Origin of the sequence: Janthinobacterium sp. J1-1, assembly GCF_030944405.1 — a bacterium.
In the GTDB taxonomy this organism is placed as follows: domain Bacteria; phylum Pseudomonadota; class Gammaproteobacteria; order Burkholderiales; family Burkholderiaceae_D; genus Janthinobacterium.
Genome location: NZ_CP132339.1, coordinates 740,577 through 760,528, shown reverse-complemented (window position 1 = coordinate 760,528; position 19,952 = coordinate 740,577). Strand labels below are relative to the sequence as shown.

20 protein-coding genes are annotated in these 19,952 nt (G+C 60.0%); 1 reads left to right on the top strand and 19 read right to left on the bottom strand.

Going from position 1 to position 19,952, the window contains the following annotated elements:
* Positions 1 to 9: 9 nt before the first annotated feature.
* The 7 genes from rplB to creB all read right to left on the bottom strand — a co-directional run bounded on the left by rplB (position 10) and on the right by creB (position 6,274).
* Positions 10 to 837, bottom strand: a complete 828-nt coding sequence (gene rplB / locus Q8L25_RS03345; RefSeq protein ID WP_065310150.1) for a 50S ribosomal protein L2 — start codon at positions 835 to 837, stop codon at positions 10 to 12.
* Positions 837 to 1,154 carry a 50S ribosomal protein L23 gene (rplW, locus tag Q8L25_RS03340; protein ID WP_010394398.1) on the bottom strand — a complete coding sequence of 106 codons (318 nt, stop codon included), beginning with the start codon at positions 1,152 to 1,154 and terminating at the stop codon, positions 837 to 839. Before rplW ends, rplB begins: the two co-directional genes overlap by 1 nt.
* Entirely contained in the window at positions 1,151 to 1,771 is a 621-nt protein-coding gene (rplD, locus tag Q8L25_RS03335) for a 50S ribosomal protein L4 (protein ID WP_065310151.1), read from the bottom strand. The genes rplW and rplD overlap by 4 nt, the downstream gene beginning before the upstream one ends.
* 3 nt (positions 1,772 to 1,774) lie before the next feature.
* Positions 1,775 to 2,431 carry a 50S ribosomal protein L3 gene (gene rplC / locus Q8L25_RS03330; RefSeq protein ID WP_010394393.1) on the bottom strand — a complete coding sequence of 219 codons (657 nt, stop codon included), beginning with the start codon at positions 2,429 to 2,431 and terminating at the stop codon, positions 1,775 to 1,777.
* Positions 2,432 to 2,657: 226 nt separating this feature from the next.
* Entirely contained in the window at positions 2,658 to 4,067 is a 1,410-nt protein-coding gene (creD, locus tag Q8L25_RS03325; protein ID WP_308923553.1) for a cell envelope integrity protein CreD, read from the bottom strand.
* 82 nt (positions 4,068 to 4,149) lie between these two features.
* Positions 4,150 to 5,571, bottom strand: a complete 1,422-nt coding sequence (creC, locus tag Q8L25_RS03320) for a two-component system sensor histidine kinase CreC (protein WP_308923552.1) — start codon at positions 5,569 to 5,571, stop codon at positions 4,150 to 4,152.
* A 1-nt stretch (position 5,572) separates the two neighbouring features.
* Positions 5,573 to 6,274 carry a two-component system response regulator CreB gene (creB, locus tag Q8L25_RS03315; protein WP_308923551.1) on the bottom strand — a complete coding sequence of 234 codons (702 nt, stop codon included), beginning with the start codon at positions 6,272 to 6,274 and terminating at the stop codon, positions 5,573 to 5,575.
* A 195-nt stretch (positions 6,275 to 6,469) separates the two neighbouring features.
* Here creB and Q8L25_RS03310 point away from each other — a divergent pair, with 195 nt between their 5' ends.
* Positions 6,470 to 7,030: a tetratricopeptide repeat protein gene (locus Q8L25_RS03310; protein WP_308923550.1), complete on the top strand. Its 561-nt coding sequence runs from the start codon at positions 6,470 to 6,472 to the stop codon at positions 7,028 to 7,030.
* An 11-nt stretch (positions 7,031 to 7,041) separates the two neighbouring features.
* Here the strand turns inward: Q8L25_RS03310 and Q8L25_RS03305 are convergent, their stop codons facing one another.
* From Q8L25_RS03305 to fusA, 12 genes are all read right to left on the bottom strand, one after another.
* Positions 7,042 to 7,887, bottom strand: coding sequence for a DUF817 domain-containing protein (locus Q8L25_RS03305; protein ID WP_308923549.1), 846 nt, complete (start codon positions 7,885 to 7,887; stop codon positions 7,042 to 7,044).
* 68 nt (positions 7,888 to 7,955) lie between these two features.
* Positions 7,956 to 8,567, bottom strand: a complete 612-nt coding sequence (locus tag Q8L25_RS03300; RefSeq protein WP_308923548.1) for a hypothetical protein — start codon at positions 8,565 to 8,567, stop codon at positions 7,956 to 7,958.
* Positions 8,564 to 9,169, bottom strand: a complete 606-nt coding sequence (locus Q8L25_RS03295) for a hypothetical protein (protein ID WP_308923547.1) — start codon at positions 9,167 to 9,169, stop codon at positions 8,564 to 8,566. The genes Q8L25_RS03300 and Q8L25_RS03295 overlap by 4 nt, the downstream gene beginning before the upstream one ends.
* An 82-nt stretch (positions 9,170 to 9,251) precedes the next feature.
* Positions 9,252 to 9,761, bottom strand: coding sequence for a hypothetical protein (locus Q8L25_RS03290; RefSeq protein ID WP_308923546.1), 510 nt, complete (start codon positions 9,759 to 9,761; stop codon positions 9,252 to 9,254).
* On the bottom strand, positions 9,758 to 11,404 hold the full coding sequence (locus Q8L25_RS03285) for an IS66 family transposase (RefSeq protein ID WP_308923545.1): 1,647 nt from the start codon (positions 11,402 to 11,404) through the stop codon (positions 9,758 to 9,760). Before Q8L25_RS03285 ends, Q8L25_RS03290 begins: the two co-directional genes overlap by 4 nt.
* 21 nt (positions 11,405 to 11,425) lie before the next feature.
* Positions 11,426 to 11,782: an IS66 family insertion sequence element accessory protein TnpB gene (gene tnpB, locus Q8L25_RS03280; RefSeq protein WP_308923544.1), complete on the bottom strand. Its 357-nt coding sequence runs from the start codon at positions 11,780 to 11,782 to the stop codon at positions 11,426 to 11,428.
* On the bottom strand, positions 11,782 to 12,105 hold the full coding sequence (locus tag Q8L25_RS03275) for a hypothetical protein (RefSeq protein WP_308923543.1): 324 nt from the start codon (positions 12,103 to 12,105) through the stop codon (positions 11,782 to 11,784). The genes tnpB and Q8L25_RS03275 overlap by 1 nt, the downstream gene beginning before the upstream one ends.
* A gap of 66 nt (positions 12,106 to 12,171) precedes the next feature.
* Positions 12,172 to 12,600, bottom strand: a complete 429-nt coding sequence (locus Q8L25_RS03270) for a hypothetical protein (protein WP_308923542.1) — start codon at positions 12,598 to 12,600, stop codon at positions 12,172 to 12,174.
* A 173-nt stretch (positions 12,601 to 12,773) separates the two neighbouring features.
* Positions 12,774 to 15,530, bottom strand: a complete 2,757-nt coding sequence (locus tag Q8L25_RS03265) for a TonB-dependent receptor domain-containing protein (RefSeq protein ID WP_308923541.1) — start codon at positions 15,528 to 15,530, stop codon at positions 12,774 to 12,776.
* 449 nt (positions 15,531 to 15,979) lie between these two features.
* Positions 15,980 to 16,297, bottom strand: a complete 318-nt coding sequence (gene rpsJ, locus Q8L25_RS03260; protein WP_010394389.1) for a 30S ribosomal protein S10 — start codon at positions 16,295 to 16,297, stop codon at positions 15,980 to 15,982.
* Positions 16,298 to 16,478: 181 nt separating this feature from the next.
* Positions 16,479 to 17,669, bottom strand: a complete 1,191-nt coding sequence (tuf, locus tag Q8L25_RS03255) for an elongation factor Tu (protein ID WP_308923540.1) — start codon at positions 17,667 to 17,669, stop codon at positions 16,479 to 16,481.
* 72 nt (positions 17,670 to 17,741) lie between these two features.
* The gene (fusA, locus tag Q8L25_RS03250; protein WP_308923539.1) at positions 17,742 to 19,847 is read right to left on the bottom strand and encodes an elongation factor G; all 2,106 of its coding nucleotides are present in this window, start codon (positions 19,845 to 19,847) and stop codon (positions 17,742 to 17,744) included.
* Between the last annotated feature and the right edge of the window lie 105 nt (positions 19,848 to 19,952).

The window sequence follows — 19,952 nt, the reverse complement described above, 5'->3', positions numbered from 1 at the left end:
TGCTACCCCTTATTTCTTGCCGCGGCGCGAGACGATCATGGAAGTAGTACGCTTGTTGCTGCGTGTCTTCTTACCTTTAGTCTGTTGGCCCCAAGGCGAAACTGGATGACGACCAGCTGCTGTTTTACCTTCACCACCACCGTGCGGGTGATCGACCGGGTTCATGACCACACCGCGAACGGTAGGACGAACACCGCGCCAGCGCATCGCGCCAGCTTTACCGATTTTACGCAGGCTGTGTTCGGCATTGCCGACTTCACCCACGGTTGCACGGCACTCGATGTGCACGCGACGTACTTCACCCGAGCGCAGGCGCACTTGAGCGTAGGTACCTTCACGGGCCATCAGCACGACGCCGGCGCCGGCGGTACGGGCCATTTGGGCACCTTTACCTGGCAGCATTTCGACGCAATGCATCACGGTACCGACTGGGATGTTACGGATTGGCAAGCAGTTACCCGATTTGATCGGTGCTTCCGAACCGTTCATCACGCTGTCGCCAACGGACATGCCTTTGGTTGCGATGATGTAATGACGCTCGCCGTCGGCGTAGCACAGCAGAGCGATATTCGCGGTGCGGTTTGGATCGTATTCGATACGTTCCACTTTCGCTGGAATACCATCTTTGGTGCGCTTGAAGTCGATCAGGCGATAGTGTTGCTTATGACCACCACCGATATGACGGGTGGTGATGTGACCGTTGTTGTTACGACCAGCGGTCTTGGATTTCTTTTCAACCAGGGCAGCGAACGGACGACCTTTGTACAGGTCCGGGTTCACCACCTTTACCATGCCGCGACGGCCTGGCGAGGTTGGTTTCATCTTAACGAGTGCCATTATGCAGCCTCCTCGGAGAAGTTGATTTCCTGGCCAGGTTTCAGGCACACGAAAGCACGCTTGGTATGGTTACGACGACCGTTGAACTTGCCGGTGCGTTTCTGCTTGCCTTCGCGGTTTGCAGTTTGCACGGACAGAACTTCGACCTTGAACAGCAGTTCGACTGCTGCCTTGATTTCAGGCTTGGTTGCATCCGGCAGAACGCGGAATACAATTTGCTCGTTCTTTTCCGCGACCATGGTGGCCTTCTCGGAAATCACGGGCGCCAACAGCACCTTCATCAAGCGTTCTTCGCTATGTTTCAAAATCGCGCTCATGCCAGCATCTCCTCAATCTTGGCCAGTGCAGCTTTGGTGACCAGGATCTTCTTGTAGAACACCAGGGACATCGGGTCAGCGTGACGTGGCTCAACGACGAGTACGTTAGGCAGGTTGCGCGATGCCAGTTCCAGGTTTTCGTTCAGAACGTCGGTGATGATCAGAACCGAATCAAAGCCCAGGCCGTTCAATTTTTGCGACAGCAGCTTGGTTTTTGGCGCGTCGATCGTCAGATCGTCGATGACGATCAGGCGCTCTTCGCGAGCCAGCTGCGACAGGATCGAGCAGACACCTGCGCGATACATTTTTTTGTTCACTTTGTGGGTGAAGTTTTCGTCAGGCGAGTTCGGGAAAATCCGACCACCGCCGCGCCACAGTGGCGACGACGACATACCAGCACGAGCGCGGCCGGTACCTTTTTGGCGCCATGGCTTTTTGGTCGTGTGGTGAACTTCTTCACGGTCTTTTTGCTTGCGGTTACCGCTACGTGCATTCGCTTGATAAGCGATCACGACTTGGTGGATCAGCGCTTCGTTGTAATCACGGCCGAAAATTTCATCAGCAGCGACGACATTGGAGCCGGCTTGACCTTGCGCATTCAGAAGCTTGAGTTCCATCGTTTAAGCTCCCTTCTTGGCTTTGGTTTTGATGGCTGGCGAGACAACTACCTGGCCATTTTTCGCGCCTGGAATCGCGCCTTTGACCAGCAGCAGCTGACGGTCGGCATCGATACGGGCGATCACGAGGTTCTGGATCGTACGGTTAACGTCACCCAGATGACCGGTCATGCGCTTACCAGGGAAAACACGACCTGGATCTTGCGCCATACCGATGGAACCTGGAACGTTGTGCGAACGCGAGTTACCGTGCGTTGCACGGCCAGAAGCGAAGTGGTAACGTTTGATAACGCCTGCATAGCCTTTACCGATGGTAACGCCTTGCACGTCGATCTTTTGACCGACTTCGAACAGGGAAGCAGCGACGACATCGCCAGCTTTCAATTCGGCGGCTTTAGCAGCATCAACACGGAACTCTTTCAACAGAGTACCGGCTTCAACGCCAGCTTTAGCATGATGACCAGCAACAGCTTTGGTCACGCGGGAAGCGCGACGTTGACCGAATGCGACCTGAACAGCGGAGTAACCATCTGTTTCAGGGGTTTTGATTTGCGCAACACGGTTGTTCGATACGTCCAGCACGGTGACAGGAATCGAATCCCCTTCGTCCGTGAAAATGCGCATCATACCAACCTTGCGACCGAGAAGGCCTAGGCTCATTTTTTCTCCATTCCCACCTGCGATTGGGCGGGGCTTGTTTAACTACAAATAACGTAGGACTCAAAAAAGGACGAATCCATACCGAAGCCGGCTAGTATATAGCACAAAAACCCTTGACGCAACAAGTTAACACGAGGTATGTCAAAGTGTTGTTGTGCGCTCCGCGGCAAGTTGCCGGCATTGCCGCGAAGGAGCGATAAGGTAACACAAATCGGCCGTGCGGCGGCTATTCATGCGCCTTTCCGGCGGGCAAAGCAGCACCCTTCCCCACTTGGTACCAGTCGACCTTGCGCGTCACCACCATCACGGCCGCCAGCACGGCGAACAGCAGGATGCTGCCCATGATCAGGGCGTTGTTTTCCGAGTTCAGCAGGCCATACAGGGCGCCATAAAGGGCCGTCAGCGCCACGCCAAAGCCGAGCGCGCGGCCCACGCTGCGCAGCACGTAGGTGAGGTAAAAGCTGGTCAGTGCGATACAGGCGGCACTCGCGATTGCATACGCCATCCAGAAAGCGATATGCTCGGCCAGGCCCACCAGCAGCAGGAAGAAGATCACCAGGGCCAGGCCGACCAGCAGATACTGCACCGGGTGGATCGGCAGGCTCTTCAATATCTCGAAGATGAAGAAGGCGGCAAACGTCAGCGCCACGAACAGCAGGCCGTATTTGGTGGCGCGGTCCGACTGTGTATATACATTGATCGGCTCGATGAAGCCCACACTGAAACGGTCGACCTGGCCCAGCGGCGCGCTGTCGGGCGCCTTGAATTCGCCTTCGATGCTTGACAGCTGGGTTTGCGCATTCGAGGCCAGCGACGAGATGTCCCATTCGACCTGGAAGCCGTCGGCATTGATCTGACGATATTTCGGCGATGGCAGGAAGCGCCCGCCAAACTGCGGATGGGGCCAGTTCGACTTCATGCTGACCTGGTTGTTCTTCGCCACCGGCACGAAATGCTGGCGTTCGATGCCGCTCAGGCCCAGGTCGAAGCTGAACTTGACCTGCTGCGCCGCTGCCAGCGGCATGGCGCCCAGCGGCGCGTGCAGGCCGCTGCGGAAGGCAAACAGCTTGGTGCCCTGCTCGAACTCGATCAGGCGCCCGCCCCAGTCGATCTTCGGGATATTGCGGATGCCGCGCACGTCCTCGATCGACAGCGCGATAAAGGGCTGGCCGACGGCGATGCGCGCGTCGGCCGTCTTGCGCGGCAACTGATCCAGGCCCGGCACCGTGAAGTCGCCCCTGAAGGCATGCTGGCCGCTGTAGACCAGCACCTGGTGGATGCCGCGGTAGCGGCGGTCCGTCTCGATGGTGCCGTTCTGCAGCAGGTTGTTCGGGTACACCAGCAGGCGGCGCTGCATCACGCGGCGCTGCACTTCGGTGCGCGCCGGCACGCTGCTTTTCTGGTCCTTGTCGGCGGCGATCTCGACCCGCTCGTCATACTGCTCCACATACGGAATCACGAGGATGGGGCCGATGATGGTTTGCTCGCGCACGGAATCGGCGGCGATGCTGTCGACCGCTTCCTGGCGGAACTGCATGCGCTCCTTGATGGTCTCCTGGATCATCAGGAGGGGCAGGCCGATCAGCAGCATCAGGCCGAACACGATCAGCGCTTTGATGAGTAAAGTTTTTTGCATGGCGCATTCCTTGTAGGTAAGGCGGCCAGTCTAGAAAACCTGTATGCGCTGATGATGCGTTCTGTGTGAAGCGGGAAAAAATTCAGGCCAGCGGCAGGCACAGGCGCGCCACGGCGCCGCCGTCCGCATGGTTGCCCACGGTGACCGTACCGCCATGCAAGGAGGCCACCTCGCGCACGAAGGGCAGGCCCAGGCCCGTGCTCTTGCCGGAGGACGGACGCGGCAGCGAATAGAAACGGTCGAACACGCGCTCCTGCGCATACGCCGGGATGCCCTCGCCGCGGTCGCGCACGCTGATCTCGACTCCCTGCCCTGCCCGTTGCGCCCGCAGCTCGATGCGGCTGCCCGGCGGCGCAAAACCGATCGCGTTGTCGAGCAGGTTGCCCAGCGCCTGGCGCAGCAGCAAGGCGTCGCCGGCCACCATGGCGTCGATGAGGCTGACCTCCAGCAGCACGCCACGCGCCGCCAGCGAGGCGGCCGCATCCTGCGCCACCTGTTCCAGGAGCGGCGCCACCGCGATCGGTTCGGGAGCGTCGAGGCGCTGCTGCTTTTCCACCCGCACCAGGGCCAGCAGCTTGTCGATCAGCTGCCGCTGGCGCGCGTTCTGCTCGAGGATATTGCCCAGGAAACGCGTGCGTTCGGCGGCCGGCATGTCTTCCTGCAGCAGCTCGGCCGAGGCCTGGATGGCGGCGATCGGGCTTTTCAGTTCATGCGTCAAGGTGTGCATCAGCTGCTCGACATATTCCTTGCCTTCCAGCCGCGTGCGCATGGCGTCCAGCGCGCGGCCCAGGATGCCGATCTCGCTGCGCCCCAGCGCCGGCAGCGCCACCTTGCGGCCGTCCTCCACGGCGGCGATATAGTCCATCAGCTTGCCCAGCGCATGGTGCAACCACCACGCGAACGCCAGGCCGATCAGCAAGGAAAGCAGCAGCAGGATCGCGCCGCGCTGCAGGATGATGCGCTGGCTGCGCTCCACAAAGGCCTGCACGCTGGCGTTCGGCTTGGCCACCGTCAGCACGCCAATGATGGCGTCGCCATCGCGGATCGGCGCGGCCACGTGCATCACGGTCGACATGTCCTGGTCCGGAATCGAACGCGTGCTGCGCGCGCCGTATTTCCCCTGCAAGGTGAGATACACATCGTTCCAGCGCGAATAGTCTTTTCCCACGTCGCGCCCGCTGGTATCGAACAGCACCACGCCATGCCGGTCGGTGATATAGATGCGGTAGTCGAGCGTCCGCTTGCGCACGCCGTTGATATTCACGTCGATGGCCCGCTGCGCATAGTGCTGCATGCGCTGCAGCACCACCGAGTCGTCGAGGCGGCCATCGCGGATATCGTTCGCCACCAGCGCGGCCAGCAGCTGCGAGGTGTCGACCAGGGTGTCTTCCAGGGTCGAGCGCACGCCGGGCTTGACCTGCTCCATGAACACATTGAGCAGGAACCACGCGGCCAGGCCCACCACCAGGAAATAGCCGCACAGGATGCGCAGGCCGATCTTCATGTCAGGCGCCGGCCAGGCTGTAGCCCAGGCCGCGGTGGGTCTGGATCGGCTCTTCCCGCGCATCGACGGCGCGCAGCTTGGCGCGCAGCGATTTGACATGCGCGTCGACCGTGCGCTCGAGCGTGTCGGGCGCGCCGCTCCAGACGCGCTCCATCAGCTGCGCGCGCGACAGCACGTGGCCGGGATGCTCGAGCAGGGTTTTCAGCAGCAGGTATTCGTAGCGGGTCAGGTCCAGCGGCTGGCCGTGGAACAGCACGCGCGCTTCCAGGCCCCGCAATTCAAAGCCGGAAGCGCCGGCGACTATCGGCTTGCCAGCGTCCGGCGGCGTCTGCGCCACCCTGGCGCGGCGCAAAATGACGCGGATGCGCGCCACCAGTTCGCGCGGCGAAAACGGTTTCGTCACATAATCGTCGGCGCCGATTTCCAGCCCCACGATGCGGTCGATTTCATCGCTGCGGGCGGTCAGGAAGATCACCGGCACGTCCGAAAACTGGCGCAGCTGGCGGCATGCCTCCAGCCCGCTCATGTCGGGCAGGCCGATATCGAGCACCACCAGCTGTGGCGCATCCTCACTGCGCAAGACGGCAAGCGCCTGCTCGCCGAGCATCACGTGGCGCGGCGTGAAACCATCGGTGCGCAGCGCATAGGCGATGCTGTCGGCGATCGCCTGTTCATCTTCGACGATCAGGATGGTGCGGGTCATGGCGGCGCCGTAGTGGATGAGGAGAACGGAGTATCCCTGAAGCGGGCAAGCAGCGTCAATCGCAGGAACAGGATGAAGCGTGTGGGGCAGCGCGCATAAGCGCGCAAAAAAATGCTCACAGTAAATTAGTTATAGTATATTTAATCATACCTTCCCAAGAGATGTACCTGTGTCCACCGCCCGTACGAGGAAATCATGAAGACATCCACCATCAGCCTGTTATGCGCCGCCAGCCTGCTGGCCGCCTGCGCCACCACTCCCGATCCGGCCCCGGCGATCGCCGCCTCCAGCATGCAGCACGACGCCTGCAATGCGGCCGAGCTCAAGGGCCAGCTGGCCGAAGCCGAACTGGCCTGCAAGCAGGCGCTCGACAGCGCCGTCAAGGCCGGCGCGAAAGATGAACTGCTGTCGCAGCGCCAGTACAACCTGGGCCGCATCAAGCGCTTGCTGGGCAAGCATGTGGAAGCCGAAGCGCTGTACAAGCAGGCGCTGGCCACCGAGGAAGCGGCCCTGCCGCGCAGCGATGCGCGCATCGGCCGGCGCCTGGTGGAACTGGCGTCGGCCCTGTCGGCGCAAGGCAAATGGCAGGAAGGCAGCGCCTACCTGGAGCGTTCGCTGCCGCTGCTGCACAAGCTGTCCGACACCTCGCGCACCTACTCGGCCGAGGTCTTGCGCCAGTACGCGAAACAGCTGCAGGGTGGCCCGCAGGCGGCGCTCGGCAAGCGCTTCATGGAGACGGCCGCCATCCTGAAATAAGGATCACCGGATCAAGCACGCGCGACGTGAATACTGTGCTTGATGTGCTTGAGGTGGGCGATGATGGTAAACGTCATCACCACCAGCAGCGACCATGAGCTCCATTTGCTCACGTGCACCGCCGACCAGGCGCCCAGTTGGTTCGGGTAGCGCCACACGCCCCAGAAGGTGCTGATGTTTTCGGCCAGCCAGATGAAAAAGCCGACCAGCACGAAGCCAAGCAGCAAGGGCATGCCGCGGTCGCGGTCGAGCGGACGGAATACCACCGTGGTGCGGGCATACAGGCCCAGCGCGCAGGCGGCCAGGTACCAGCGGTAGTCGCCGATATAGTGATGCGTGAAGAAATTGGCATAGATCAGCAGCGCGATCGTCACCGCCATCCAGTACGGCGGATGGTGGCGGATGCGCATGTCGAGCAGGCGCCAGGTCTGGATGATGTAGCTGCCGACGGCCGCGTACATGAAGCCCGAGAACAGCGGCACGCCGAACACCTTGCTCCAGGCGAAATCGGGATAGCTCCAGGACTGGATGCCGCCCGATACCTTGAACACCTCCAGCGCGAAACCGACCGCATGGAACAGGCACACGGCCTTTAATTCATCCCAGGTTTCCAGCTTGCCCCAGACCATCGTGCCCTGGATGGCCAGCGCCGCCAGCAGCAGCACGTCGTAGCGCGGCAGGCCCAGGATGCCGGTGCGCGGCACCAGGAACACGGCGCCGAAGAACAGCCCGACGAACAGGCAGGCCCTCGCCTCCTTGATGCCGAAATACAGGAATTCGGTCAAAAAACGCGGCCAGCCGCGCAGGCCGCCACGCGGCGTCGCATTCAACAGATGGGTATCGAGAGCATTAAGCATGCGGCAACTTTAGCGCCCGCCCGCCACACTGTAAAGCGCTATCGCCCTGCGGCGACGGCGCAAAAAAACTAGGTCAGCACATTTAGCTCATCGCACAGTTTCTCCAGTCCCGCCAGATAGTGGGCGGGATCCTTGCGGAAACGATGGCGCTGGCAGCGCGCCTGGCGACGCCGCTCCAGGTCGGCGCGCGTCGCGCGCCATCGGTCTTGCGGTACGGCGGCGAGCATGTCGCGCGTCACCGTGCCGGTCCGGGTAAACAGCGCTGCCGGCATGCGCACACTGCCACTGAGCACCAGTGAAGGCGAGGCCACCTTGCGGCCACTGGCACGCCGTTCGTGGTAGCGCAGGCTGCCGAAGGCCTGCTCCAGCGCATTGTTCGTGCGGGGCAGTCCGGCAATGCGGTAACAATGGAACACATCGCCGCCGTAACTGGCGCTCACCTTGACGAAGTGCGACAGGGCCTTGCGCAAGGTGTCGGGCAGGTCGGGGCACTCCGTGGCGCTGTCCATTTGCGCGAGCCAGTCCCGATAACGCACCATGAGCGCATCCGCCGATAGCCCCTCGTCATTGCGCAGGATCGCACTCGCGCCCTGCACCCAGGCCGCGCCTTGCGCCACCTGCGGCCACCATCGTGCGGTACTGCTCAGGGCGCGCCCGAGCATGCCGGCCAGGCGCTTCACTTCCGTGGGCGCCCCCTTTTTTGCGCGGCGCGCCGCGCGCTGGCATGGATGCCGGAGAGCTGTTCGTGCAAGCGCAAGCCGCCAAAGACCAGCGGTGCGCGCGCGTCATCGGTCAGCGCGCTGCGCACCGCCGCGCAGTATCCCAGGGCGACTTCGCCGGTCGGCCCGGGCCGTTGTTCGGCAACGCGTTCCAGCGGGCGCACACCACGCACCAGTTTCTTGAGCTCTTTCTTGGCATGCCGGTCCGCCTCCCACAAGGGACGCGCCGCTTCCTTCAAGTAGTGAAATTGGCACAGTTGATGCGGCACCCCGGGCAGGGCGGCAGCGACCGCCTGGCGGATACTGTGCTGGCCGTCGGACACGACCGCCACCACGGGCACCGGCAGGGCGGCCGTCACGTCGGCCAGCAGGCATTGCAGCTCGGCACGCGCCGATGACAGCAGGCTGCGCGCGCACAGCACTTGCCCGGACAGCGTGTCGCGTACCACCCACAAGACCTCATGGCCCACATCGGGCTGCAGGCCGTCAATGGCAAGGATCGCGCGTCCCTGGGCAGCCAGTTGCGCGGCGCGTTCGGGCAAGGTATCGAGTAAGCGATCCATAAACCCCAACCTTGCCCGCTAATCTTCTTGCCGGCATGATGGTGGCATTGAAGTCCATGCCTCACGAACCAGGCAAGGTCGTTCAGGTTCGCTTCGCGGGCTTCGGGATCGGAGTGAATGCGATACAGTTGACGAAGTTCATGGCGGCGAGCATAACGTAGTTGTCGGTCGCTTCGGGTGTGATGCCGGCCAACCATTTGTTGAGCTCGTCGGTGACATAGGCGAGCAGCGGTTTTTCCGGATGGGATTCGAGATATTGCGTCATGGCGCGCTGGCGTTGTGCCAAGGCCAGGTCTTCACCAAACCGCACTGTGGCGACATAGCGTCCTAATTGCTTGTCCAGGTCAGCCTCGGTGATCAATGGCCAGCGTAGCCCCGACTGCTTCATTGACTGGAAGCAGATGAACAGCAGATCAAGCACCACCTCGATTTTTGCCGGGGCGACACCCATGCGGTGGAGTGCGAGCGCCGAGCCGAACAGGTTTGGCTGCCGCTCGAACAATTCGTTGGCCAGTACCTCTTTTTGCTCGATGCCCATGGCCCTTACGACTTTGATGGCGTCGGCGAGCGTCGGCGATGAGATCCGGCTCATTGCAGCACGCCCATCGGTGTCACGCTCTGGCCGTGGTCGAGTGCGCTCACATTCCACGGCAGCAGCGCCTCGACCTGATCCACGGTGTTCGCCGCCGGCAGGTCACGCAGCACGCGCCGCAACCAGGTGTAAGGTTCCACCCCGTTCGCCTTGGCCGTCTCCAGCACCGAGTAGATGACGGCGCTGGCATTGGCGCCGGCCACCGTGTCGCTGAACAGCCAGGCCTTGCGACCGACGACGAACGGGCGGATCGCGTTTTCGGCACGGTTGTTGTCAATCGGCAGGTCCCCGCGCTCCGTGTAGCGTGTCAGGCGCGGCCAGTAATCGCGCAGGTACGACAGCGCCGTGCCGAGCGCACTCTTCGGCGTTACGCCCGGCAGCGTCTGGTCGAGCCACGTCCGCAGCGCCGCCAGCACCGGCACGCTGTGGGTTTGCCGTGCCAGCAGGCGCGTGGCGTCATCGGCATCCTGGTGGTCGCGCTCGATGCCGTACAGCTTGCCGATCATGGCAACGGCCTCGTCGGCCAGCCCGCGCTTGCCCTTGGGCTGCACCTTGACCGCCTCGACGAACCGGCGACGCACGTGCGCCCAGCAAATGAGCTGCTCGATGCCATCGGTACGCATCAACTCGTTATAGCCGCTGTAGCCGTCGGTCATCACGTAACCCCGGTAGTCGTGCAGCAGGCGCAGCGGCACCTGCCCGCTGCGGCTCGCATCGTAGTCGAACACCACCACCGGCCGCCCCGGCGGCCCGCCCGTTTGCACCCACATATAGCTGTTCGAGGTCGGCGTCTTGCCCGCTTCCTTGAGCACCTGCACCACCGTTTCGTCGACGTGCAGGAACGGGCCGTCGAGCAAGGTGTCGCGCATCAGGTTGAGCAACGGCTGCAGCACGCCGGCCGCGCCGATGACCCAGCGCGCCAGCGTCTGGCGCGGCACCGTCACGCCGTGGCGAGCCAATATATGTTCAAAGCGCGCCAGTGGCAGGCCATCGATGAACTTGACCACCAGCAGCATGGCCAGCAAATCGGCGCTGGCGTTGCTCTTGGGCAGGGGTTGGGGCGGCAACGCCGCCGTCACCGGCGCGTGGGCACTGCCGGGGCAGCCGTAGCGCTTGCGGATGTGGCGCAGCACGCGCACCTGCATTGGCACCAGGTCGAGTTGCTCGCTGACGTCCTCGCCGACTTCCACCATCGGCGTGCCGCACGGGCAAGTACGTTCGGCGGCTGGCACATCGTGCACGATATCGACGCGTTTTAACTCGGACGGCAACGGGCTGCGCTTGCCACGCCCCGGTTTGCTGTTCGATTTGGCATCCTGCTTGTTATCCGGCGGCAGCGGCGCCACATCCTGCGTTGCATCACTGCCAGCGGCCAACGCCTCGGCCTCGTCGAACAAGCGGCCTTGGGCTGACGACTGTTCCGAGCTGGCGCCGAACATGCGGTGGCGCGCCAGGACGAACTGTTCCAGCATGTGCTGCATGTGGTTCATCGCCTGTGTCTTGACGTCGTGGTGCGCGGCGATGACCGAGTGCAGCAACGCCGTCAGGCCCGCCGCGTCGGTCGGCAACACGGCAGGTAGCGTCAGCTCTGGAAGGCTGTAGCGCGGCGGCAGGTTGGACGGTTTGGCGGTGGTGGCAGGCATGCCGTAGTTTACCAAATTCTCCTATGAAACAGAACTGAAATGCAGGGTTTTATGGGGTGGTTTCTGCCACACATCGAAGCCTTCCAGCAGCCACTCGAACTGCTGCAGCGTGACGCCTTGCGTGGCGCCGTCGGCGTCGCGCGGCCACGCGAATTTCTCCGCTTCGAGCCGCTTGAGCCACAGACAGAAGCCGTTACGGTGCCAGTACAACACCTTGATCTTGTTGCGGTCGCGGTTGATGAACACGTACAGCGCGTTGCCGAACGGATCAAGTCCCAGCGCCTGCTCGACCAGCACCGACAGACCGCCGATGGACTTGCGGAAGTCGACCGGGTCGCGGCATAAAAACACCTGGTCGATGCGGCAGCCCGGGTGCATCAGCGCACTCCCGCGTGGGCTTGGTCGAGGGCCAGCAGCCAGGCTGGCGGCGGCAGCGCGGCCAGCTCCAGGCACAGACCGGAACGCAGCACCAGAGTGCACGTGCCGGTTGCGGTGCCAACTGCCATATCAACCACGCGCAGGGCGACAAATTGCTTCGCCGCGCCATCGGCGCCGGTTACTGCGGCCCGCGTCAACTTGCGCCGCCAGTAGTACAGCGACGCCAGCGTCAGGCCATGCTGCCGTGCATATACGCTCGCCGCCATGCCTTCACGGCGGCAGGCCTCGATATGTGAGGTCCAGAATTCGGTGTCGCCTTCCATGCTTGCTCCCGTTCAAATTGAAACGGCAAGCATGCGGAAATCGGGATTACGCCACAAGGCTGTGGTTTATGGAGCGCTTACGGTATCGAGTGCCAGGCTGAGCAGAATATCGTACTGCGTCAGCAGGTTCGAGACGCTGCGTTCGGCCAGGTCGACACCTTCCTGGCGCAACTGCTGGAAGATCTCGGGACAAGAGCGATGTTCGCGATAACGCAACTGCCCCACGCGCAGCACCACATCGAAGCTGAATTCCTGCTTGGGTAACGCCCAGCGGCCTTCTTCCTCGGGATGGCAGACTTGATGGAAGCGCGGGCATTGGGCATTCTCGCAGCGGCGGATTTGCAAGCGCAACTGGATCAGCCCATGCATCGTCACCAGCTTGCGGGTCTTGGTATATGTCGTCGGCATGCGCTGTGCGCATGCGGCGCAGTCGGCGCATTGAAGTGCCAGCGTGTACTGACACTCGGCTTCGCCACGGATAGGACGTCCTGACATGATCGCTCTCCTTGAGGAAGATTCCCATGCGACCTTGGACAGCAACGCGCTTCAATAGTGCCCGCGGGAGAGGTAAGCAGAATGTGCCGCCCTAGAAAAAAAACCAGGCGCGAGGCCTGGTTTTTCATGTGCCCGGCATCGCTGCCGGGCGGTCATCTGTCAGCTGGCGCCGATCAGAGGAAGGTGTAGCTGGCGGTGACGCCGATACGACGCATCTGGAACGTGTCGGCGTAGCCGGCACGCCATTGAATCGGCGCATCTTTTTCGAACAGGTTGTCCACGTACAGGCTGATACGGGTATTTTTGATACCGTTGTACGACAGGTTGTAGTCGAACGTCGTGTTGCTGCCAACGCGTTCGCAAGCCGACATGTTTTCGGCGGCTACCTTGTTGGTGACGCAGTAGGTCGGCGACGACAGGCTGTTGTTGCTGTAGCCGCTGGCGTAGTTGACGGTCACGCCGTGGTCGAAGGCACCCGATTTCAGGCTGGCGCGCAGCTTGGTTCTCAGGCGCGAACCCATGTCATAGGTACCTGCCATATTGGTGTCATAGGCATTGTCAGTGACGCTGAATTCCTGATATTTCCACTGGTAAGTACCTTCCAGTTTCAGACGTACCTGGCCGATGGCGGTATTGAAGCGACCCGACGCATCAAAGTCGAAGCCCGAAGCACGGGTACGGCCGCTGTTGACGTATGGGTTGTACAACAGACCGATCACGCCAACGTTACCGAAGTTGACGGTATTGGTTGGAGCGTATTTCTTCACCAGTGACAGGAATTGCGCATCAGCAGCGGTGTTGTCGACACGAATCAACTGACCTGGTGCCAGACTATCTTCGCCGCGCAGGATGTCCGATACCGCACGGGTACCGATTTCGTCCTTGCGTTCGATATGGTAGTAGTCCAGTGCCACGGTCCAGTTTTTTACTGGCTCGAACACGAAGCCGGCCGTGATCGAACGCGAGGTTTCCGGTTTCAGGTCCTTGTTCGACGACACGAAAGTCGGCACGCCACCGACGCAATCGCCGCTGCGGAAGCTGTTGGCCTGCGCCTTGTCGGCGGTGGTGGCATTCGGATTGCTTTGCACCAGGTTGTTCAGCGTATTGGCGGTCGAGCAGCGTTTTGGATCGTTGATGCTGGTCGCGAACGAGCTACGGCCCAGGCCGTTACCAGTTTCCACGACGTTTGGTGCGCGGAAACCACCCGATGCGGTAGCGCGCAACAACAAGTTGTCGGTCGCGTTCACGCGCAAGCCCAGTTTCGGCGAGAAGTGCACGTCGCTGTTGGTCGATTTGTCGGCACGTAACGCAGCGTTCAGCTCGACGCGCTTGATGACAGGGATGGTCGCTTCGGCGAACAGCGCGTAGTGATCCATCTTGTCTTTGACTTGCAGGCCGGCGATGCCGACCAGTTCGCCACGCAGCACGTTGTCCGAGCTGGCCATTTCATACTTTTCCTGACGGATATCGGTACCAAATGCCACGCTCAGCGGACCGGCAGGCAGTTGCGCCACTTCACCGGACACGGTCGCGTCGATGAAAGCGATCTTCGATTCACCCTTGGTGGTGCGGACCGGGAACATCGATTCGAGCAGCGCAGGATCATTTTGCTGGCCGAACTTGTAGGTACCGTTGACGATGGCGTCGGTGTAACCTTTGGCGCTCGCGGCACGGGTGGCCTTGGTCGCTTTCGAGTTCATGTAGCCGGCAGCCGATTTCCAGTCGAAGTTGCCGATATCGCCGTTCAGGCTCAGCATGACGCGGGTCTGGTCGGATTCGGTACGGTTGAAGTTGAAGCCGTTACCGGTGTCCATCATGCGGGCACGGTATTCCGTGGCGACCGAGTAAGGATTCATCGCATGGCCGACTGGCAGCTTCGGATAGAAGAACGGGCCAACCATCTTGCCGTTGATCGCGTCATACCAGGTGCTCGACGAGGTGGTGGCGCTGCCGTTGCTGACGTTAAATGGCGCAACGATGTAGTCGTTGCTGGCGCCGGCATTGGTGATCTCGAAGTTGGCGTCGATATCCTTGCCGATGCGGAAGTGCGTGTTGCTGGCCAGCGCATAGCGTTTGGCATTGGTGGCCAGGCCGGTGTACGGCAGGACGTCCATCTTGCACAGGCCGTCTTTCGGGTCGATATTGGCGGTCGGGCAGCCTGGCGCAGCGACGATATTGGTGCTGCTGCGGTAGTAGTTACCGGTAGGCGAGAACGAGCTCAGCGCATCCCAGGTCGAACGGCCCGGGGTCTGGCGGTGCCATTCCGGATAGTGGCTCTTCAGGTCGCCGGTGGTAAAGCCGTCGCTCTTGTAGGCTTCGTACGTCAGGTAGGTATTGAAACCGTCCTTGTCGATATCGCCGTAACCGACGATACCCGACACATTGCGGTTGCGCTGATCGTTGAAACCGTCCGATTCCTTGTAGTTGGCGGTAATCTTCGCGCCTTCGAAGTTTTTCAACAGGATGATGTTGATCACGCCGGCGATGGCGTCGGAACCGTAGATGGCCGACGCGCCGTCTTTCAGGATCTCGATGTGGTCGATGGCGGAAGCTGGAATCGCATCCAGGTTGGTGAAATTCTGTTGTGCCCCGTCAGCCAGGCCATATTGTGCAATACGGCGGCCGTTGACCAGCACCAGGGTGGCGACCTTGCCCAGGCCGCGCATGCCCACGCCCGACGAACCCGTGGCAAAGCTGCCCGAGCTGCTGTTGGCCGAGTCGATCGAGGTGCTGACGGCGGACGAGGAATTGAGGATGCCCAGCGCGGTGGTTTCACCGGTACGCTCGATGTCATCGCGGGTCAGGATCTGGACCGAGCCAGCCGCTTCCGCTTCGGTACGCTTGATGCTACTACCGGTGACTTCGACGCGTTGGATTTTTTCTACAGGTTCTGCAGCTTGTTGTGCGAATGCATGTTGCGAAAATGCCAAGGTCAATGCGATTGCAATGGTGCTTTTTTTAAAACCTGGTTTGTTGATTGCAGATTTATTCAAGACTACTCCCGAGCTGTCGTTTTCTATTGTATGAATTGTCGACACGAGCAAGTGATATTCCTTGTAAGAACATCGTACTTTGTAACGTGCGCCATGAATTTCTCACATCGAAGTAGCCCTGCAAAGGGAAAAAGCCGGATATTGTGATGATTGACTCATTTTGTGCGTGGTCTGTTGTTTTCTGGAATCATATTCAATGCCCATTTAGCAATGAATTAAAATAAATTTTTCCATATTGTCATAGTGCGCACTGCCTGGCCCCGGCTCGGAACGTATAGACAGGTACCTGCCTGGACGTAAAAAAACCGGGCCTGTCCACGATCGTGAAGAGGCCCGGCTTTTTATCAGCTGGCGGTCAGGAAACCCCGGCCGCCACCTTGAATCGATTATTGCAGTTTGATTTCGACATCAACACCAGCTGGCAGATCCAGCTTCATCAGCGCGTCAACGGTTTTGTCCGTTGGGTCAACGATGTCCATCAGGCGTTGGTGCGTACGGATCTCGAACTGATCGCGCGAAGTTTTGTTGACGTGCGGGGAACGCAGCACATCGAAACGCTGAATACGGGTAGGCAGCGGTACTGGGCCTTTGACGACAGCGCCGGTGCGCTTCGCGGTTTCAACGATTTCCAGGGCGGACTGGTCGATCAGCTTGTAATCGAAAGCCTTCAGGCGGATACGGATTTTTTGGTTTGGTGCCGACATGATATTTCCTTAAAAGAACGAACCGCGCGGTCTGCACGGCAATGAGGTCATACGGGGAATTTCTGACACAACAACCGTCAGGGTCGACATGATAGCACCAAAATGCTTGCCTACCCCGGCAGTTGAACAAAAAGAAGGGCGCCGGGCGACGACGCGTCTTCTTCTTATATAGGCTTATGAATTAAGCCAGGATTTTTGCAACGACACCAGCACCAACGGTACGGCCGCCTTCGCGGATAGCGAAGCGCAGACCTTCTTCCATCGCGATCGGGTTGATCAGCTTGACGGTGATCGACACGTTATCGCCTGGCATGACCATTTCTTTGTCTGCTGGCAACTCGATCGAACCGGTTACGTCCGTGGTACGGAAGTAGAACTGTGGACGATAGTTGTTGAAGAATGGCGTGTGACGGCCGCCTTCGTCTTTCGACAGGACATAGATCTCGCCGGTGAAGTGGTTGTGCGGTTTGATCGAGCCTGGTTTTGCCAGAACTTGACCACGTTGCACGTCTTCACGCTTGGTGCCGCGCAGCAGCAGACCAACGTTGTCGCCTGCTTGACCTTGGTCCAGCAGTTTGCGGAACATTTCCACGCCGGTGCAAGTCGTTTTGACGGTATCGGTGATGCCGACGATTTCGATCTCTTCGCCGACCTTGATGATGCCGCGTTCGATACGACCGGTCACCACGGTACCGCGACCCGAGATCGAGAACACGTCTTCCACTGGCATCAGGAAGGCACCGTCAACAGCGCGCTCTGGCGTCGGGATGTAAGCATCGAGTGCATCGGCCAGACGCAGTACTGCGTCAACGCCCATTTCGCCTTCTTTGCCTTCCAGCGCCATACGTGCCGAACCTTTGATGATCGGCAGGTCGTCGCCTGGGAATTCGTACTTCGACAACAGCTCGCGCACTTCCATTTCAACCAGTTCCAGCAGTTCTGCGTCGTCGACCAGGTCGCACTTGTTCAGGAACACGATGATGTATGGAACGCCAACTTGGCGGGCCAGCAGGATGTGTTCGCGGGTCTGTGGCATTGGGCCGTCAGCTGCCGAGCAAACCAGGATCGCGCCGTCCATCTGTGCTGCACCGGTAATCATGTTCTTGATGTAATCGGCGTGGCCTGGGCAGTCAACGTGCGCGTAGTGACGGGTAGCCGTTTCGTACTCGACGTGAGCGGTGTTGATGGTAATGCCGCGTGCTTTTTCTTCTGGAGCCGCATCGATCTGGTCGTATGCTTTGGCTTCGCCGCCGAATTTTTTCGACAGAACCGTTGCGATTGCAGCGGTCAGCGTGGTTTTACCGTGGTCGACGTGGCCGATGGTGCCGACGTTGACGTGCGGCTTGGTCCGTTCGAATTTACCTTTTGCCATTTTATTCTTCCTTAGAACAATGATTTAAATGTAGGGACCGGCACTCTCGTGAAAGCCGGTCCGGCACAACAATTACTTAGCTTTCGAGCTTACGATTGCTTCAGTCACGTGTTTCGGAGCTTCCGAATAGTGCTTGAATTCCATCGAGTAAGTCGCACGGCCTTGCGTTGCGGAGCGCAGCGAGGTCGAGTAACCGAACATTTCCGACAGTGGTACTTCGGCCTTGATGATCTTGCCGCCACCGCCAGCAATCTCGTCCATACCTTGCACCATGCCGCGACGCGACGACAGATCGCCCATCACGGTACCGGCGTAATCTTCCGGCGTTTCCACTTCCACCGACATCATCGGCTCCAGGATGACTGGCGATGCTTTGCGGCAGCCATCTTTGAATGCCATCGAAGCGGCCATGCGGAATGCATTTTCGTTCGAGTCGACATCATGGTAGGAACCGAAGAACAGCGTGACCTTGACGTCTACCACTGGGTAGCCAGCCATCACGCCCGAGGTCAGCGTGTCGCGCACACCTTTTTCAACTGCAGGGATGTATTCGCGAGGAACGGTACCGCCCTTGATCGCGTCAACGAATTCGAAACCCTTGCCCGGTTCTTGCGGTTCGATCTTCAGAACCACGTGACCGTATTGACCACGACCACCCGATTGCTTGACGAATTTGCCTTCCGACTCTTCGCAAGTTTTGCGGATCGTTTCGCGGTAAGCCACTTGTGGCTTGCCGACGGTCGCTTCAACGTTGAATTCACGTTTCATGCGGTCAACGATAATTTCCAGGTGCAACTCGCCCATACCACCGATGATGGTCTGGCCCGATTCTTCATCGGTCTTCACGCGGAACGAAGGATCTTCCTGTGCCAGGCGGTTCAGCGCCAGGCCCATTTTTTCCTGGTCGGCCTTGGTCTTCGGCTCGACGGCCTGCGAGATCACTGGCTCAGGGAAAACCATTTTTTCCAGGGTGATGATGGCCGAAGGATCGCACAGGGTTTCGCCCGTGGTTGCATCTTTCAGACCAACGGCAGCGGCGATATCGCCGGCGCGCACTTCCTTGATTTCTTCGCGCTGATTCGCGTGCATCTGCAGAATACGACCCAGGCGTTCTTTCTTGCCCTTGATCGGATTGTAGACGGTGTCGCCCGAATTGATCGTGCCCGAATAGACGCGGAAGAAGATCAGCTGGCCCACGAATGGGTCGGTCATGATCTTGAATGCCAGCGCGGCGAATTTCTCGTCGTCCGACGCTTTACGCGACGTCGGCTGGTCATCTTCGTCCATGCCTTCGACCGGCTTGATGTCGATTGGCGATGGCAGGTATTCGATCACGCCGTCCAGCATGGCTTGAACGCCCTTGTTCTTGAACGCCGTACCGCACATCATCGGCACGATTTCCGATGCCAGCGTACGCGCGCGCAGAGCCGCCTTGATTTCAGCTTCCGTCAGGTCGCCTTCTTCCAGGTACTTGTTCATCAGCTCTTCCGACGCTTCGGCAGCCGCTTCGACCATCTTCTCGCGCCACTCGGCGGCTTGATCAGCCAGCTCTGCAGGGATATCACGGTAGTCGAACTTCATGCCTTGCGACGCGTCGTCCCAATACACGGCCTTCATCTTGACCAGATCGACCACGCCCAGGAAGTTCTCTTCGGCGCCGATAGGAATCTGCAGCGGAATCGGGTTGGCTTTCAGGCGGGCACGCATCTGCTCGTAGACCTTGAAGAAGTTGGCGCCGGTACGGTCCATCTTGTTCACGAAGGCCAGACGTGGCACTTTGTACTTGTTAGCCTGGCGCCATACCGTTTCCGATTGTGGCTGCACGCCGCCGACTGCACAGTAAACCATGCAGGCGCCATCGAGCACGCGCATCGAGCGTTCAACTTCAATCGTGAAGTCAACGTGGCCCGGGGTGTCGATGATGTTGATGTGGTGCTCAGGGAAGTTACCTGCCATGCCCTTCCAGAAGCAGGTGGTCGCTGCCGAGGTAATCGTGATGCCGCGCTCTTGCTCTTGCTCCATCCAGTCCATGGTGGCGGCGCCATCATGCACTTCACCAATCTTGTGATTGATACCGGTGTAGAACAGTACGCGTTCGGTGGTGGTCGTCTTACCTGCATCGATGTGAGCGGAGATACCGATATTGCGGTAGCGCTCAATGGGGGTCTTGCGGGCCATAATTAATCCTAAATGAATGGACAAAACCGAGCAGCATTTTTTTGCAAAAATGAGCCCGGCCTCGAACAACAGATACTTGACAGCCGCCTTGCGGTAGCTGGCTTT